The sequence below is a fragment of the Aestuariibius sp. HNIBRBA575 genome (assembly GCF_040932005.1).
Classification (GTDB): domain Bacteria; phylum Pseudomonadota; class Alphaproteobacteria; order Rhodobacterales; family Rhodobacteraceae; genus CANLNM01.
Genome location: NZ_CP162414.1, coordinates 2,096,895 through 2,111,318 on the forward strand (window position 1 = coordinate 2,096,895; position 14,424 = coordinate 2,111,318).

At 57.9% G+C, this 14,424-nt stretch carries 13 protein-coding genes; 1 reads left to right on the forward strand and 12 read right to left on the reverse strand.

What is annotated here, in order from left to right; translation table 11 throughout:
• Position 1 precedes the first annotated feature (1 nt).
• Together AB1F12_RS10600 and ftsW are read right to left on the reverse strand one after the other, a co-directional pair.
• Positions 2–1,111 carry a UDP-N-acetylglucosamine--N-acetylmuramyl-(pentapeptide) pyrophosphoryl-undecaprenol N-acetylglucosamine transferase gene (locus tag AB1F12_RS10600; protein ID WP_368184160.1) on the reverse strand — a complete coding sequence of 370 codons (1,110 nt, stop codon included), beginning with the start codon at positions 1,109–1,111 and terminating at the stop codon, positions 2–4.
• Positions 1,112–1,114: 3 nt separating this feature from the next.
• Entirely contained in the window at positions 1,115–2,278 is a 1,164-nt protein-coding gene (gene ftsW / locus AB1F12_RS10605) for a putative lipid II flippase FtsW (RefSeq protein WP_368184163.1), read from the reverse strand.
• Positions 2,279–2,443: 165 nt separating this feature from the next.
• Here ftsW and AB1F12_RS10610 point away from each other — a divergent pair, with 165 nt between their 5' ends.
• Positions 2,444–3,628 carry an NAD(P)/FAD-dependent oxidoreductase gene (locus AB1F12_RS10610; protein ID WP_368184166.1) on the forward strand — a complete coding sequence of 395 codons (1,185 nt, stop codon included), beginning with the start codon at positions 2,444–2,446 and terminating at the stop codon, positions 3,626–3,628.
• Between the two features lies 1 nt (position 3,629).
• Here the strand turns inward: AB1F12_RS10610 and murD are convergent, their stop codons facing one another.
• The 10 genes from murD to mraZ form a co-directional block, all read right to left on the reverse strand.
• Positions 3,630–5,030 carry a UDP-N-acetylmuramoyl-L-alanine--D-glutamate ligase gene (murD, locus tag AB1F12_RS10615; protein WP_368184169.1) on the reverse strand — a complete coding sequence of 467 codons (1,401 nt, stop codon included), beginning with the start codon at positions 5,028–5,030 and terminating at the stop codon, positions 3,630–3,632.
• A 128-nt stretch (positions 5,031–5,158) separates the two neighbouring features.
• Complete coding sequence (locus AB1F12_RS10620; protein WP_368184171.1) at positions 5,159–5,662, reverse strand: hypothetical protein; 504 nt, start codon at positions 5,660–5,662, stop codon at positions 5,159–5,161.
• Between the two features lie 26 nt (positions 5,663–5,688).
• Complete coding sequence (locus AB1F12_RS10625; protein ID WP_368184173.1) at positions 5,689–6,480, reverse strand: leishmanolysin-related zinc metalloendopeptidase; 792 nt, start codon at positions 6,478–6,480, stop codon at positions 5,689–5,691.
• A gap of 82 nt (positions 6,481–6,562) precedes the next feature.
• Positions 6,563–7,645 (reverse strand): phospho-N-acetylmuramoyl-pentapeptide-transferase, encoded by a 1,083-nt coding sequence (gene mraY / locus AB1F12_RS10630; RefSeq protein WP_368184175.1) that lies wholly within the window; start codon positions 7,643–7,645, stop codon positions 6,563–6,565.
• A gap of 4 nt (positions 7,646–7,649) precedes the next feature.
• Positions 7,650–9,056, reverse strand: coding sequence for a UDP-N-acetylmuramoyl-tripeptide--D-alanyl-D-alanine ligase (gene murF, locus AB1F12_RS10635; RefSeq protein ID WP_368188353.1), 1,407 nt, complete (start codon positions 9,054–9,056; stop codon positions 7,650–7,652).
• Positions 9,057–9,061: 5 nt separating this feature from the next.
• The gene (locus AB1F12_RS10640; protein WP_368184177.1) at positions 9,062–10,558 is read right to left on the reverse strand and encodes a UDP-N-acetylmuramoyl-L-alanyl-D-glutamate--2,6-diaminopimelate ligase; all 1,497 of its coding nucleotides are present in this window, start codon (positions 10,556–10,558) and stop codon (positions 9,062–9,064) included.
• An 11-nt stretch (positions 10,559–10,569) separates the two neighbouring features.
• Entirely contained in the window at positions 10,570–12,354 is a 1,785-nt protein-coding gene (locus tag AB1F12_RS10645) for a peptidoglycan D,D-transpeptidase FtsI family protein (protein WP_368184179.1), read from the reverse strand.
• On the reverse strand, positions 12,351–12,704 hold the full coding sequence (locus tag AB1F12_RS10650) for a cell division protein FtsL (RefSeq protein WP_368184182.1): 354 nt from the start codon (positions 12,702–12,704) through the stop codon (positions 12,351–12,353). Before AB1F12_RS10650 ends, AB1F12_RS10645 begins: the two co-directional genes overlap by 4 nt.
• Positions 12,704–13,696: a 16S rRNA (cytosine(1402)-N(4))-methyltransferase RsmH gene (gene rsmH, locus AB1F12_RS10655; protein ID WP_368184185.1), complete on the reverse strand. Its 993-nt coding sequence runs from the start codon at positions 13,694–13,696 to the stop codon at positions 12,704–12,706. Before rsmH ends, AB1F12_RS10650 begins: the two co-directional genes overlap by 1 nt.
• A 3-nt stretch (positions 13,697–13,699) precedes the next feature.
• Positions 13,700–14,200, reverse strand: coding sequence for a division/cell wall cluster transcriptional repressor MraZ (gene mraZ / locus AB1F12_RS10660; protein WP_368184187.1), 501 nt, complete (start codon positions 14,198–14,200; stop codon positions 13,700–13,702).
• Positions 14,201–14,424: the final 224 nt, after the last annotated feature.

Genomic DNA, 14,424 nt, shown 5'->3' on the forward strand with positions numbered 1-14,424 from the left:
TTTACACATCAGCCAAGTCCAGAACCATGGCCACCAGACGATCCGTTGCGTCCGGTTTGCCAAAGCCCAAGGCCGCCTGCGCCATCATGGTTGCGGCACGCGGCTGGCTGAGAACCAATTCGATTTGTTCGGCCAGCGGGGCAACCTCTAGCTGGCTTTCGGGGATGATGATGGCCGCGCCTGCATCCACCAATCCGCGCGCATTGGCGGTTTGGTGATCGCCTGTTGCGGCGGCAAAGGGGATCAGGATCGATGGCCGCCCAATGACCGAAATATCCGCCACGCTGGACGCACCTGATCGTGAAATGACCAATTGCGCCTCGGACATGCGTTCGGGAATATCGGTGAAGAAAGTCTGCACATCGGCATTGATGCCTTCGTCAGCGTAATATTGCGCCACACGGTCCAGATCTTCGGCGCGGGCCTGATGGGATACGCGCACCAGATTTCGGATTTCGCGCGGCAATGCGGAAATGGCCGGGGGCACGATGTCTGACAGGATACGCGCGCCTTGGGATCCGCCGATCACCAGGATCGACATCGGGTAATCGCCCGGCGCGATATAGCCAGACCCGGCCCGGTCCAACACGGCGGATCGCACCGGATTTCCGGTATCCACGCCGGTGATGCCTTCGGGCAGATCGGTCGGCCATGTGCCGCAGGCAATGCCATCCACGCGGGACACAAACACTTTGTTCACCCGACCCAGCACGCCATTTTGTTCATGGATCATCCGGGGCAATTTCATCAAAAACGCAGCGCCCATGGCCGGGATGGTCGGATAGCCACCAAACCCCACAACCAAGGCGGGGCGCTGTGCGCGAAACCGTTTCATCGCTCCCAAAACGCCGCCCAGAATGCGAAACGGCACAGCCAATTTGGCCACGATACCACCGCGCGCAAAGGTCGCTGAATTCACCTGTTGGATATCAACCGCGTCCGGAAACCCGCCAGCATAACGTGCGCCGCGCGCATCCGTTGACAGGCGCACCCGCCAGCCCCGTGCCAGCATCGCTTCGGCCAAGGCTTGGGCCGGGAACATGTGACCACCGGTCCCCCCGGCTGCAATAATCATCAACGGAGCAATCTGGCCAGTTTGTGGGGCAGTCATGACTTAGCGTCCCTTACGCAGGATATCCTCAATCTCGCCCTGTGGACGCGATCTGGTAAAGGCCAGCAACATCCCTAATGCAATCCCCCCCGCAATGAGCGAAGAACCGCCGTATGACACAAACGGAAGCGTCATGCCTTTGGCGGGCAAAATCCGGATCGCCACACCCATATTGATAAACGCCTGCACGCCAAACGAACAAGCAAGCCCCGTGCCAGCCAGCCGGATAAACGGGTCACGTTCGCGCACCAGTCGCAGCAGCGACCGGATCACAATGGCGGCGTAAATGGCCACAATAACCAGCACCAACAACAGGCCGTATTCTTCTGCGGCGACAGCGATGATGAAATCCGTATGGGCATCTGGCAGCGACCATTTCACTTCGCCTTCGCCCACACCAACGCCGAAAAACCCACCTTCGCGGATGGCATTGGCGGCGTATCCCAGCTGCGTGGTGGGATCGACTTCGGGGTTCAAAAACCCATCAATGCGGCGGGCAAAATGTTCGGAATTGCTATAGGCAAACATGCCCGCGACAATCACCAGACCGGCGATCCCCAGCAACAACGCCATCGACGCACCGCCGACAAAATACATCACGCCCCAAGCAAACAAAACCAAGCAGGCTTGGCCAAAATCAGGTTGCAGCGCCAGCATGGCGACAATCATAATCGCTAGGATAAAGGAGTAAAGTTTGCCCGGTGGGCCGCCCAATTCCTGGCTTGCGGCCATGAACCATGCGGCGATGATCACAAATCCGGGTTTTAGAAATTCTGATGGCTGCACCGAGGCAAAACCAAACGAATACCAGCGCACAGCGCCTTTGCCAAAATCAGTCCCCAGCCAAGGCAGAAAGGCCAGCGCGATGAACGCGCCGATAAACCCGATCACCCCCAAACGGCGGACCAATTGCGGCGACATCATCGACGTCACAAACATCACGATCATTGCGATTGTGCCAAATTGCGCCTGACGTTTGACGTAATAAAACGGCTCTAGGCCATTATCGGCGGCCAAGGGCGGTGAGGATGCAAACCCCAACAACAAGCCGATCCCGAACAGCGACAAAATACATGTCATCGTCCATTTATCGATTGTGCGCCACCAACGTGGCAATACGGGATCACCCGCCACCACTGGAATCGTGCCATGGACCATCTCTGTCATGGAAAATACCGCCTATGCCTCAAATACCTGCCCGTTTTCCGGGTCTGACCCCAACCCTACCCCAAGTGATTCGCGTTTTCCAGTCCTTTGACGCAAGGCGCGCGGGGAAAATGCCCAGTCCGATGCCCCCTTGTCAGCGCGGCGACAAACAGGCATCCCCTGCGGATGCAAGTAAACACACTTATCCTTGGTGCGGGGGCCGCGGGCCTGATGTGCGCAGCCCATGCCGGGCCTGACACGATGCTAGTAGATCACGCCAAAGCGCCGGGTGAAAAAATCCGCATTTCCGGCGGTGGACGCTGTAATTTCACCAATATGTATGCCGGGCCTGCGAATTTTCTGTCGGGCAATCCGCATTTCTGCAAATCCGCCCTCAGCCGATATACGCAGTGGGATTTCCTTGATTTGGTCAATCGCCACGGCATCGCCTATCACGAAAAAACGCTGGGTCAGCTGTTTTGCGACAATTCGGCCAAACAGATTGTTCAGATGCTGGTGGATGAGGCTAAAAAGGCCGGCACCGATTTGTGGCTGCGCACCAGCATTCTAAACGTCACCAAAACTGCGGATGGGTTTGCCGTTGCGATGAAACGCGAAGGCAAAGTGCACAAAGTCACCTGTCGTAATCTGGTACTGGCCACGGGCGGCAAATCGATCCCGAAAATGGGCGCCACCGGGCTGGCCTATCAGATCGCCGCGCAATTTGACGTGCCGGTCACAGACACCCGCGCGGGTCTGGTGCCGTTCACGTTTTCGGATGCGCAATTTGCCGGATTGTCGGGGCTGGCCCTGCCGGTACAGGCGCGCGCCGAGCGCGGCGACATATTCCCCGAGGCGCTGTTATTCACCCATCGCGGCCTGTCTGGCCCGGCAATGTTGCAGATTTCATCGTTTTGGCAGGACGGCGAACAGATCCATCTGGATTTGGACCCGGCGGGGCAATTGTTGGACACTTTGCGACAGCAGCGCCAGACATCCGGACGCCATGACTTGAAAACCGAACTGTCCCGGCATCTACCGGCGCGGTTGGTTGATTTTCTGGCCGATGATCTGGGGGTTCAGGGACGTCTGGCGGATCAGAACGATGATACGTTGACGACGCTGGTGACGGCGCTGCGCGACTGGTGTCTAAAACCCACCGGCACCGAAGGATACCGCACCGCCGAGGTCACATTGGGCGGCATCGACACCAATGCGCTGTCATCCAAAACCATGGAGGTCAAAGCCCTGCCCGGATTGTATGTCATCGGCGAAGCGGTGGATGTAACCGGCTGGCTGGGGGGCTATAATTTTCAATGGGCGTGGTCGTCTGGACATGCGGCAGGCAATGCCATCCAGAACCGGGCCTAAATCACCCGGTGACTGCGTTGACCTGCGCCACAAAATCATCGCCGCGTTTTTCGAAACTGTCATATTGATCAAAACTGGCCGCCGCAGGCGCCAACAGCACCACATCCCCAGATTGCGCATCCGCCGCCGCCTGTTGCACGGCATTTTCCATGGACGTACACACGGCCACCTCAACGCCTTTCAATTGCAGGGCAAATTGTGCAGCTTCGCGGCCGATCACATAGGCTTTGGTGACCGACTTGGTGAACGGCAATAACGTGTCCAAACCGCCTTCTTTTTCCAAACCGCCACAAATCCAGCGGATATTGTCAAAGGCTTGCAACGCTTTGGCAGCGGCATCAACATTGGTGGCTTTGCTATCGTTCACATAACGCACCCCGTTGATTTCAGAGATCATTTGCGACCGGTGTGGCAGGCCGGGATAGGATTGCAATCCGGCCTCGACCTGACGTGGGGCCAATCCCAGCGTGCGGCAGGCCGCATAGGCGGCGCAGGCATTTTGATGGTTATGTGCGCCCGGCAGACCGGCAATTTTGCGCAAATCAATTGACGCCACCTGACGGCCTTTGCGGTGTTCAGACAGGAACCCTTTGCGGGCAAAAACCGACCAGCCCATTCCGGTGATTTTCTGCCCCGATGACACGCGGATCAGACGATCATCGGCAAGGGTTTCGACCAATTGGTTGGCCAGATACTGGCCTTCTGGTTCGTCGATACCAATGATGGCCCGGTCAGGGCCGCCTTCGGCAAATAGGCGGCGTTTGGCGGCGAAATAGCCCCCCGGACCGGCATGCCGATCCAGATGATCCGGGGATAGGTTGGTCAGGATCGCCACATCCGGGGTCAGGGACCGCGCCAGATCGGTTTGATAGCTGGACAATTCCAACACCACCACATCGCCGTCCAGTGGCGGTTCGATATCCAGTACACCGATGCCGATATTGCCCGCCAATTGCGCCGGACGCCCCGCCGCATTCAGTATGTGATGGATCAAGGCCGATGTGGTTGATTTCCCATTGCTGCCCGTGACGGCGATCACCTTGGGCTGGGTTTCGAAATTGTTCCATTCGGGCGTCGCAAAAGACCGGAAAAACAGACCGATGTCATTGTCCACCGGCACCCCGGCCGCCCAAGCGGCTACGATCACAGGATGGGCTGTTGGATAAAGATGCGGAATGCCCGGCGACGTGATCAGCGCGGAAATTCCGTCAAACGCGCATTGTTTGTTCAGGTCACGCAGGGTGAAGCCTTCTGACTTGGCCCGTTCCTGACCCGCGACGCCGTCATCCCAACAAATCGGGGTTGCCCCCCCCGCCTGCAACGCCCGCGCAGCGGTGATCCCGGATCGGCCTAACCCCAAAACAGCGACATTCTGGCCTTTGAAACCTTGGACTGGGATCACGTGATGTTCCTTTTTGGTGCCGCATCGAAACGAATTTAGTGCGCGGTGCGGGTCGTTTTGTCTGGGCTATACTTTGGATCAGACACCGAAATAGCAACACGCTGCCCCGGCGCTGTTTTGACGTAGCGCTAGTTTTGCGCTGGTGCAACTGGGTTTTGCACGCGGGCCAGCAGCTCTAGCAATGTGATTTCGATGCGGCGCAGATCAACAAGTGACGCCTGATCGCGCGCCTTAAATGACAGGCCATCGATCGAAAATTCCTGCCGGCAATCCCCCGCAATCAGCAAAAAATGCGATGTGCGCGTATCTGCAAATTGCCCAAAGGCCGGGGCAGGATCCGCCAGGAATTGGGCGTTTAGAATTGCGGTCTGCGCCTGTTGTAAGAGGTCCATTGCGGCATCTGCGGATTGTGTGCCCGATAGAATATCTGTGCTATCAAACGATTTGCGGGCGACATATTCGCCGGAACCAAACACCGTGATCAATGCAGGATCACGCAATTCGTCAGCCCCGTTCACATCCAGTTGCAATGTCGCATCGGCGTCAAATGTACAAACCTCTGTAGAATGGGTTTGGGCCATAGAATAGGGGGCCAAAACGACAATCAGCGCCCCGATCAGGGACGCTGACATAAATCGTTCAACGTAGCGCACCACGCTTAGGCAGATTTACGACGACGGCGACGCAACCCTGCAAAGGCTACCAGCCCCGACCCCATCAGGGCCAGACTGCCGGGAACCGGAACCGCAGGCAAAGACGGCGCTGGGATCACTTCGTATCCCAAATCGGCAAATTGCGCGATCGACGTGTAGGTGACAGTGGCCGGACCACCCAGATAGCCAGTCATCAACGCATCCGGACCACAGGCCCAGTTTTCATCCCAATGAGCGCCTGCCGTCCCGGCGCCGCCGTCTTCTTCGACGGGGATATAGGTTGCAGAGGCATCACATTCGTTTTGATAGGCTGCCAAGGCATGCGCGCCGGTATATTGGCCAGATCCCTCAACATAAAGATTGCCCATCAAGCTCCAAACCGTGCCCAATCCAAGCACATGTGCCATTTCATGCACAATCACATCAAGCAAACGACCGCTGCTTTCCAGTGCCAGCAAATCTGCGGTGTCAAATTCCATGATACCGGTCGTCGCATAGGCATATGACCCCGCGATCCCACGTCCTGATAATGGCCCAGCCCGGCCCAGCGTGCCACTGACACCATCAATGGCCACGCCAGATGCACTGATCTGAACCGGATCAACGATCCCCGCATCAAAACGGTATCCCAGAATCACGCTTTCCCAGAAATTTTCGGCCGCCGTGAACACGCTTTGTTGGCTAGAGGTCAGCCCGCTGCCAAAGTTGACATCAATGCTGAACGCAGATGCAGGCATTGACACCATGGCGAGCAAACCCGCAGCCGCGGTCGTTTTTAATTTGGACTTAAAAGACATTTGACGTTCTCTCACTCACAATTACTTGAGACAATTTCGTGCGCCTACTCTAGCGAAGTCCAAGTCACATGTTAACCCGCTATTAACGCAATTTCAGCGTCGCGAGCCCGATCAGTGCCAGCACAACCGAAATGATCCAGAACCGGATTACGATGGTTGGTTCCGACCACCCCTTTTTTTCATAATGGTGGTGGATCGGCGCCATCAAAAACACGCGTTTACCGGTGCGTTTGAAATAGAACACCTGAATGATGACGGACAGGGCTTCGACGACAAACAAACCGCCCACAATGGCCAGCACAATTTCATGTTTGGTGGCCACGGCAATCGCGCCTAACCCACCGCCCAGTGCCAGCGATCCGGTATCGCCCATGAACACGGCCGCAGGTGGGGCATTATACCAAAGAAAGCCCAAACCGCCACCGATCAACCCCATGGTAAACACCAGAATTTCACCGGCGCCCGGCACGTAATGCACATCCAGATATTCCGAAAAATCGACCCGACCCACGGCGTAGGCGATGATCCCAAACGTCCCTGCCGCAATCATCACGGGCATAATCGCCAACCCGTCCAGACCATCGGTCAGGTTCACCGCATTTGCCGCGCCGACAATGACGATCACCGCAAATGGCACAAAGAAAAAGCCCAGATTGATCAACGTATCCTTGAATACCGGCAGCGCCACCGCGTTTTGCAGCCCTTCGGGGTGGTATTGCGAGGCCCAGAACCCGGCAATGGCGGAAATAACCAGCCCCAACAGGATGCGGATTTTGCCAGAAACACCGGCGGTGTTTTGTTTGCTGACCTTGGCATAATCATCGGCAAACCCGATCAACGCAAAGGACATGGTTACAAACAGCACGATCCAGATAAACGGGTTGTCCAGCCGCGCCCATAACAGCGTGGACGTCAACAACGCCCCCACAATCAGCAGCCCACCCATGGTGGGGGTGCCGGCTTTGACGAAATGGCCTTCGGGGCCGTCATCACGAATGGGTTGGCCTTTGCCTTGTTTGCGGCGCAACACGTTGATCAGCGGTTTGCCAAACACAAACCCAAAGATCAGCGCCGTCATAAACGCCCCGCCTGCGCGGAACGAAATATAGCGGAACAAGTTAAAGAAATCCCCGCCATCCGACAGTGCCGTCAACCAATACAACATATATTCAACCCTCTTCGTTTTTCTTGGGGGTCGCATGCCCCGATTTGCGCAGGGCGTCAACGACGCGCGACACATAAGAGCCCTTTGATCCTTTGATCAGGACAATATCCCGCGGCTGCACCAGATTTGCCGCACTTTGCGCCAGCACATCTGCGGTTTCGCCCCATTGGCCACGTTTGTCGGCAGGCAGCGCGTCAAACAGGTGTTTCATCCGCAATCCGGCACAATGCACCACGTCAATGGCGGCCATAGACGGATCATTGGCAATGTCGCGGTGCATCGCCGCCTCATGTGGTCCCAGTTCCAGCATATCGCCCAGAACCGCCACCCGACGCCCGCCCGGTTTGGGGGCAAGCGCGGCCAAAATGCCCAGTGACGCAGTCAGCGATGTGGGATTGGCGTTAAACGCGTCATCGATCAGGTCAATGTCACCCGTCGGTAGGCTCAGAACTTCACGGGTGCCACGCCCGGTTGGGGGCAACCAATTGGCAATCCCCGCCAAGGCGGCGTCAAAATCAGCCCCCAGCGCCTGTGCCACGGCCAACGCGCCGATGGCATTGACGGCAAAATGCGCGCCTTCGGTGCTGATCAACAGGTCAAATGCCCCGTTGGGCCCCTGCCCTTGGGCGGTGGTTTGACCCGGTGTGATCGCGATGTTGTCCAGCCGCCAATCATTGGCTGCGTTTTGGCCAAAGGTCTGTATGTCAAACCCGTTTGCGGCATCGCGCAGAATGTCACTGGTGGGCAGATCCCCGTTCAGGACCGCCACGCCGCCGGGTTCTAACCCCTGACAGATGGATCCCTTTTCGCGGGCAATCCCGTCCAGACCCTCAAACGCCTCTAGATGAGCGGCGGCGACGGTGGTGACCATGGCCACATGCGGTTTGCCCATATTGGACAGCGGTGCAATTTCGCCGGGATTGGACATGCCCATTTCCAGCACGGCGTAATCGGTGTTTGCCGGCATCCGCGCCAGCGTCAGCGGCACGCCCCAATGGTTGTTGTAACTGGCTTCGGCGACGTGAATATTGCCCTGCCCGGCCAGCGCGGCGCGCAACATTTCTTTGGTCGATGTTTTGCCAACCGATCCGGTGATCGCGGCCACACGTGCACTTGTGCGTGCCCGGGCGTGGCGGCCCATGGCCTCTAGCGCTTCCAGAACATCTGCGACGATCAACAGCGGCGCGTTTTCATCCACCCCCTCCGGGATATGCGTAACCAAGGCCGCCCCGGCCCCAGCGGCCAGCGCATTGGCGACGAAATCATGCCCGTCACGCGCCGCTTTGAGGGCGACAAACAAATCACCCGGTTGGATCGTGCGGGTGTCGATGGACACGCCATTGGCCACCCAGTCGCAGGTCACAGTTCCGCCCGTTGCCTCTGCCGCTTCGGCGCTGGTCCACAACGTCATGTCATTCATATCCGGCCATCCAGCGCAGCCACGGCCACGCTTGCTTGTTCCACATCATCAAAGGGCAGCACGTCGTCCCCGACGATCTGCCCGGTTTCATGGCCTTTGCCCGCAATCAACAGCGCATCGCCGGGTTCCAGCATATCCACGCCGCGCAGGATCGCTTCGGCACGATCCCCGACTTCGATCGCATCCGCCGCGCCAGACAGAACCGCCGCACGAATGGTGGCCGGATCCTCTGAGCGGGGATTGTCGTCGGTGACAATCACGATATCGGCCCATTCCGCCGCCGCCTGCCCCATCAATGGCCGTTTGGTTGTGTCGCGATCCCCACCCGCCCCAATGATGGCAACGATCCGCCCCATCACATGCGGGCGCAGCGCCTGAAGTGCCGTGGCCACCGCATCGGGTGTGTGGGCGTAATCAACAAACACCGCCGCGCCATTGTCGCGCATGCCTGCGCGCTGCATCCGGCCCCGCACGGTGGTCAGATCCGGCAGCACGTCAAACACCTCTTCGGGGTCAGCGCCCGATGCGATCACCAGCCCAGCGGCCAGCAACACATTGTCGGCCTGAAACCCACCGACCAAGTTCAGCCGTGTGACGTATTTCTGCCCTTGCCAGTCAAATCGCAGCTCTTGTCCGGTGCCATCAAAACGCTGGGTTAGCAATTGCAGACGCGCAGCCGGGTTGCGGCCCACGCCGATCACCTCTTGGCCGCGGGCTTCGGCGATTTTGACCACATCGGGGCCTTTGGGATCGTCCATATTGATCACCGCCACGCCGTCTTCGGGCAGGACCCGCGAAAACAGCCCCATTTTGGCGTCAAAATACGCCTCAAAGGTTTCGTGGTAATCCAGATGGTCCTGCGTGAAATTGGTGAACCCCGCCGCGCTGAGCATGATCCCGTCCAGCCGCCGCTGATCCAACCCGTGCGAAGATGCCTCCATGGCGACATGGGTCACATCATGGGCCAGGGCCTGCGCCAGAACCCGGTGCAGCGTAATAGGTTCGGGCGTGGTGTGTTTTAACGGATGGGACCAGAACCCTTCGACGCCAGTTGTGCCCAGATTGACGGCGTTTTCTTCTAGCGCAAGCCAGATTTGACGGCAAAATGTGCTGACAGATGTTTTGCCATTGGTGCCAGTGACCGCCACCACATTGCTGGGATGGGGCCCGAACCACAGGCTGGCCGTTTGGGCCAAGGTCTGACGGGGGTCTTCTGCGATGATCAACGCGGCATCGGATTCGGCCAGCTCATCCGCGGCGATTTGTGCGCCTGTTGCATCCGTCAGGATCGCGCCGGCCTGTTGGCGCAGCGCATATTGGATAAATTCGCCGCCATGTACATTGGTGCCCGGCAGGGCCACAAACAAATACCCCGGCGCCACTTCGCGGCTGTCCACGGTGATGCCCGTAATTGTCACGTCGCGCCCGCCCATTGCGGTCAATCCCAGATCTGACAGGGTTGCCGTACGGTCAAAGGATGTATTTTGTGTCATGTTCGCCCACCTCAATTTGAGGTGAGTGATACACTGGTCGGCGCAAGGGATTCAACTTCTGGTCTGAGACCTAATAATGGTGCCACACGGCGGATCATTTCCGCTGCAATCGGCACGGCGGTCCAGCCCGCGGTGCGGCGCGGTTGATCGCCCGATGATTCCACCGGTTCATCCAATGTTACGATCAAAACATAACGTGGATTATTGGCCGGAAACACGCTGGCAAAGGTGGCGATGACTTTGTCGTCGTAATAGCCGCCACCGCCTTCGCGGGGTTTGTCGGCGGTGCCGGTTTTACCCCCCACCTCATAGCCGGGCACTTCGCCAAAGGATGCGGTGCCGCGCACCACCACTTCGCGTAGCATCATGCGGGCCATGGCGGATGTTTGTTCAGACACAACGCGCGGACCATTTTGCACAGCATCGCGGCGCAGCAATGTGGGTTCTACCCGCGTGCCGCCATTCAGAACCGACGCATAAGCCGCCGCCAGATGCACAGGCGATGTGGATATACCGTGGCCATATGAAATGGTCATGGTGGAAATTTCCGACCAGTTTGGGGGCAACAAAGGCCGCCCAGAGGACGCTTCGGCCATTTCAACAGGCGTTGCTTCGAGCAGGCCCAATTCGCCCAGAAAATCGCGCTGGCGTTCGCCGCCGATCTGCATGGCAATCCGGGCGGTGCCGATATTGGACGATTTCACGATCACATCCGTCGCGGTCAATTCGCGGCCGTAATCGTGGAAATCCCGAATGCGGAACCGGCCCCATTGCAGCGGACCTTGGGTGTTGATCATCGTATTCGCGTTCAGCAATCCCAGTTCGTTGGCCTGCGCCACGGCAAAGATTTTAAACACCGATCCCAGTTCATACACACCTTGCACCGCGCGGTTAAACAGCGGGCTGTCGGATTGGTCACCGGTCGTCAAAACCTGCGGGCGATCATTGGGATCAAAGTCAGGCAGTGACACCATGGAAATGATTTCGCCGGTATGCACATCCATCAAAACCGATGACGCGCCTTTGGCATTCATCAGCATCATGCCGCCCTGCAGCACCCGTTCTGATGCGTCCTGCACGGTCAAGTCGATCGACAATTGCAACGGCGCGCCTTCGTTAGAGGGATCGCGCAGAAAATCATCAAACCGTTTTTCAACGCCCGCCACACCGATCACTTCGGCGCTGGCAACGGCTTCGCGACCATAAGACGCGCCGCCCAGAATATGCGCCGCCAGGTTGCCATTGGGATAAAGCCGCATTTCACGTGGCCCAAACAACAGACCCGGTTCGCCCAGATCATGCACAGCCTGCATCTGTTCGGGGCTGATCTGACGCCTGATCCACAAAAACGCCCGTTCGCCGTTGAAATCTTCGACCAGTTCTTCGGTTTTCAGCTCTGGGAAAATTTCGGCCAGCCCCATGGCGGCAGCGGTGGGGTCAATCATGTCGCGCGGATGCGCATATAGGCTGTAGGTTTCGATATTGGTGGCCAAAATGCGGCCATTGCGATCCACAATATCAGAACGTTGCGCCAAAATCTGACTGCCATGGGCCGCAGCCTGTGGTTCACGTGGGTCAGACGCAGAAAGGGCACCCATTTTGGCCCCCACAACCAAAAACAGCCCCATAAAGGCCACGCCCAGCATCAGCAGGCGGCCTTCGGCGCGTTTGCGGGATTTGTCACGCATGTCTTCGTGGCGGCGGCGCAGATTTTCCGCCGCGATGTCATCGGGGTTTTCGCCTTCTGCGCGGGCGCGCAGAATAGACGCCAGCGGGCGAAGCGGTTTGCGGATCATAGCGGGTCCACCTCTGCATTGTCGCTGGACACCATCACGCCGCCCTCAATCGGCACAATCGGCGCCAGCGGAAACGACACCTGATCCAATTGACCAAAGGCATCCGGCATCAGTTCCATCAGTTCCAGACGTTCAAAATTCAGTTCAGCCAGATCACGCAGACGGTCGGGGCGGTTCAAATAGGCCCATTCTGCGCGCAATATCGCCAGCCGTTCATGGGCCGCCCCGATGTCACGATGCAGACCACGGACGTCTTTCAACGACGCTTGTGTTCGATAGTTTTCGTTATAGGCCCAATAGGCCAGCCCAATCACTGCCAGCGCTGAGAAAACGTAAAAAACGCTCCGCATCACACCATCCCCTTTACCACCGGCATGCCCAACGTCTTGGCCATGCCTTGTTCACTTATCCCCTCTGCGGGGGCTTTGGTTCGCCGCGCAACCCGCAGCTTGGCTGACCGCGACCGCGGATTTTCAGCCAGTTCTTCGTCGCCTGGACCCACCGCTTTGCGGGTCAGAATATCAAAGGCCGGTGCGGCCTGTTCAATTTCGGGCGCATAGCGGCTGACGCTTTGGGATTTGCCAGCGCGATGCTGGAAAAACCGTTTAACCATGCGATCCTCGACCGAATGGAACGTCACCACAGCCAACAAACCGCCGGGTTTCAGCGCCCGTTCGGCGGCCATCAGCCCTTGGGCCAATTCGCCATATTCATTGTTTACCGCAATGCGCAGCGCCTGAAAACTGCGCGTAGCTGGATGGCTTTGACCGGGCTTTTTGCGCGGCAGACATTTTTCAATCACGTCGGCCAGTTGCAACGTGGTGTGGAACGGGCGCGCCGCGACAATCGCTTTGGCGATCCGGCGGCTGGCGCGCTCTTCGCCATATTGAAACAACACGCTGGCGATCACGGATTCATCGGCATTGTTCACCAAATCCGCCGCTGATGGCCCGTCTTGGGACATGCGCATATCCAGCGGTCCGTCGCGCATGAACGAAAACCCACGTTCCGCCAAATCCAACTGCATCGATGACACGCCCAGATCCAGAACAACCCCGTCCAAATCGGCCCCATATTCATCCAGCCGCGAAAACGTGCCTTCGACCATTTCGATATTTGGAAAATCACCGATCCACGGTGCGGCCATTTCAAAGGCCAGCGGATCGCGATCCACGCCGATCACTTTGTCAGCGCCTGCCTTGATCAGTTCGCGGGAATAGCCCCCTGCCCCAAATGTCCCGTCCAACCACGTGCCAGAAACCGGCGATACGGCGGCAATCAAGGGGCGGATCAGGACCGGAATATGGGGTTTCTTATCAGCTGTGGCAGCAGCGTCAGACATGGCTCAGACCTCCGCGCCATCTAATAGGGATAGCGGATCAAACCCATCTGGCATGTCCGACAAGAACGCTTCTTCTTCTGCCGCCTCAACCTCTGCATAGGTCTCGGCGCTCCAGATTTCGAAATAGTCGCCCATGGCCACCATCTTGGTTTCGCCGATCAGACCGATTTGTTCACGGCGATCTTTGGGCAATACGATGCGACCATCTTTGTCAACCTCGGTTTCCCAAGATTTCCCAAGGATCATCCGACTGGCCTGTTTGCGCGCAGCGGATCCTCGGGGCAATTTTTTGATGTCTGCTTCGATCTCGGCCATGGCTTCGATAGTATAGGCGTGGAGGCATCCCTGAAGATGGGGGCCGTACAACACAACCATGCGTGGCAGGGGGTTTTCGGGGCAACGCTCATCACCATCTTCGAGCACACGACGAAAATCAGCCGGGATCGACATGCGTCCCTTGCTGTCAACCTTTTGGTTGAATTCGCCTCTAAAGCTCAGTGCCACGGTCCCAACGTCCCTTTTGCCGTCAATTCAATTCATGTCCCGGAAAGGAAAACGGCGGATTGATCTGCTGCCACTGATCAATCCGCCGACCTCGTCCCTTGCGGGATGTCCAGCTGCGCGCGCCACCTGGGGGGATGTCTGCTCGCTCGCGCGCCGGATCTCTTTGTTCAAGGAATGGGGGCGCCTGTATGAAACCTGACTTTTCGCCGTTGGGGTTCTTTTGC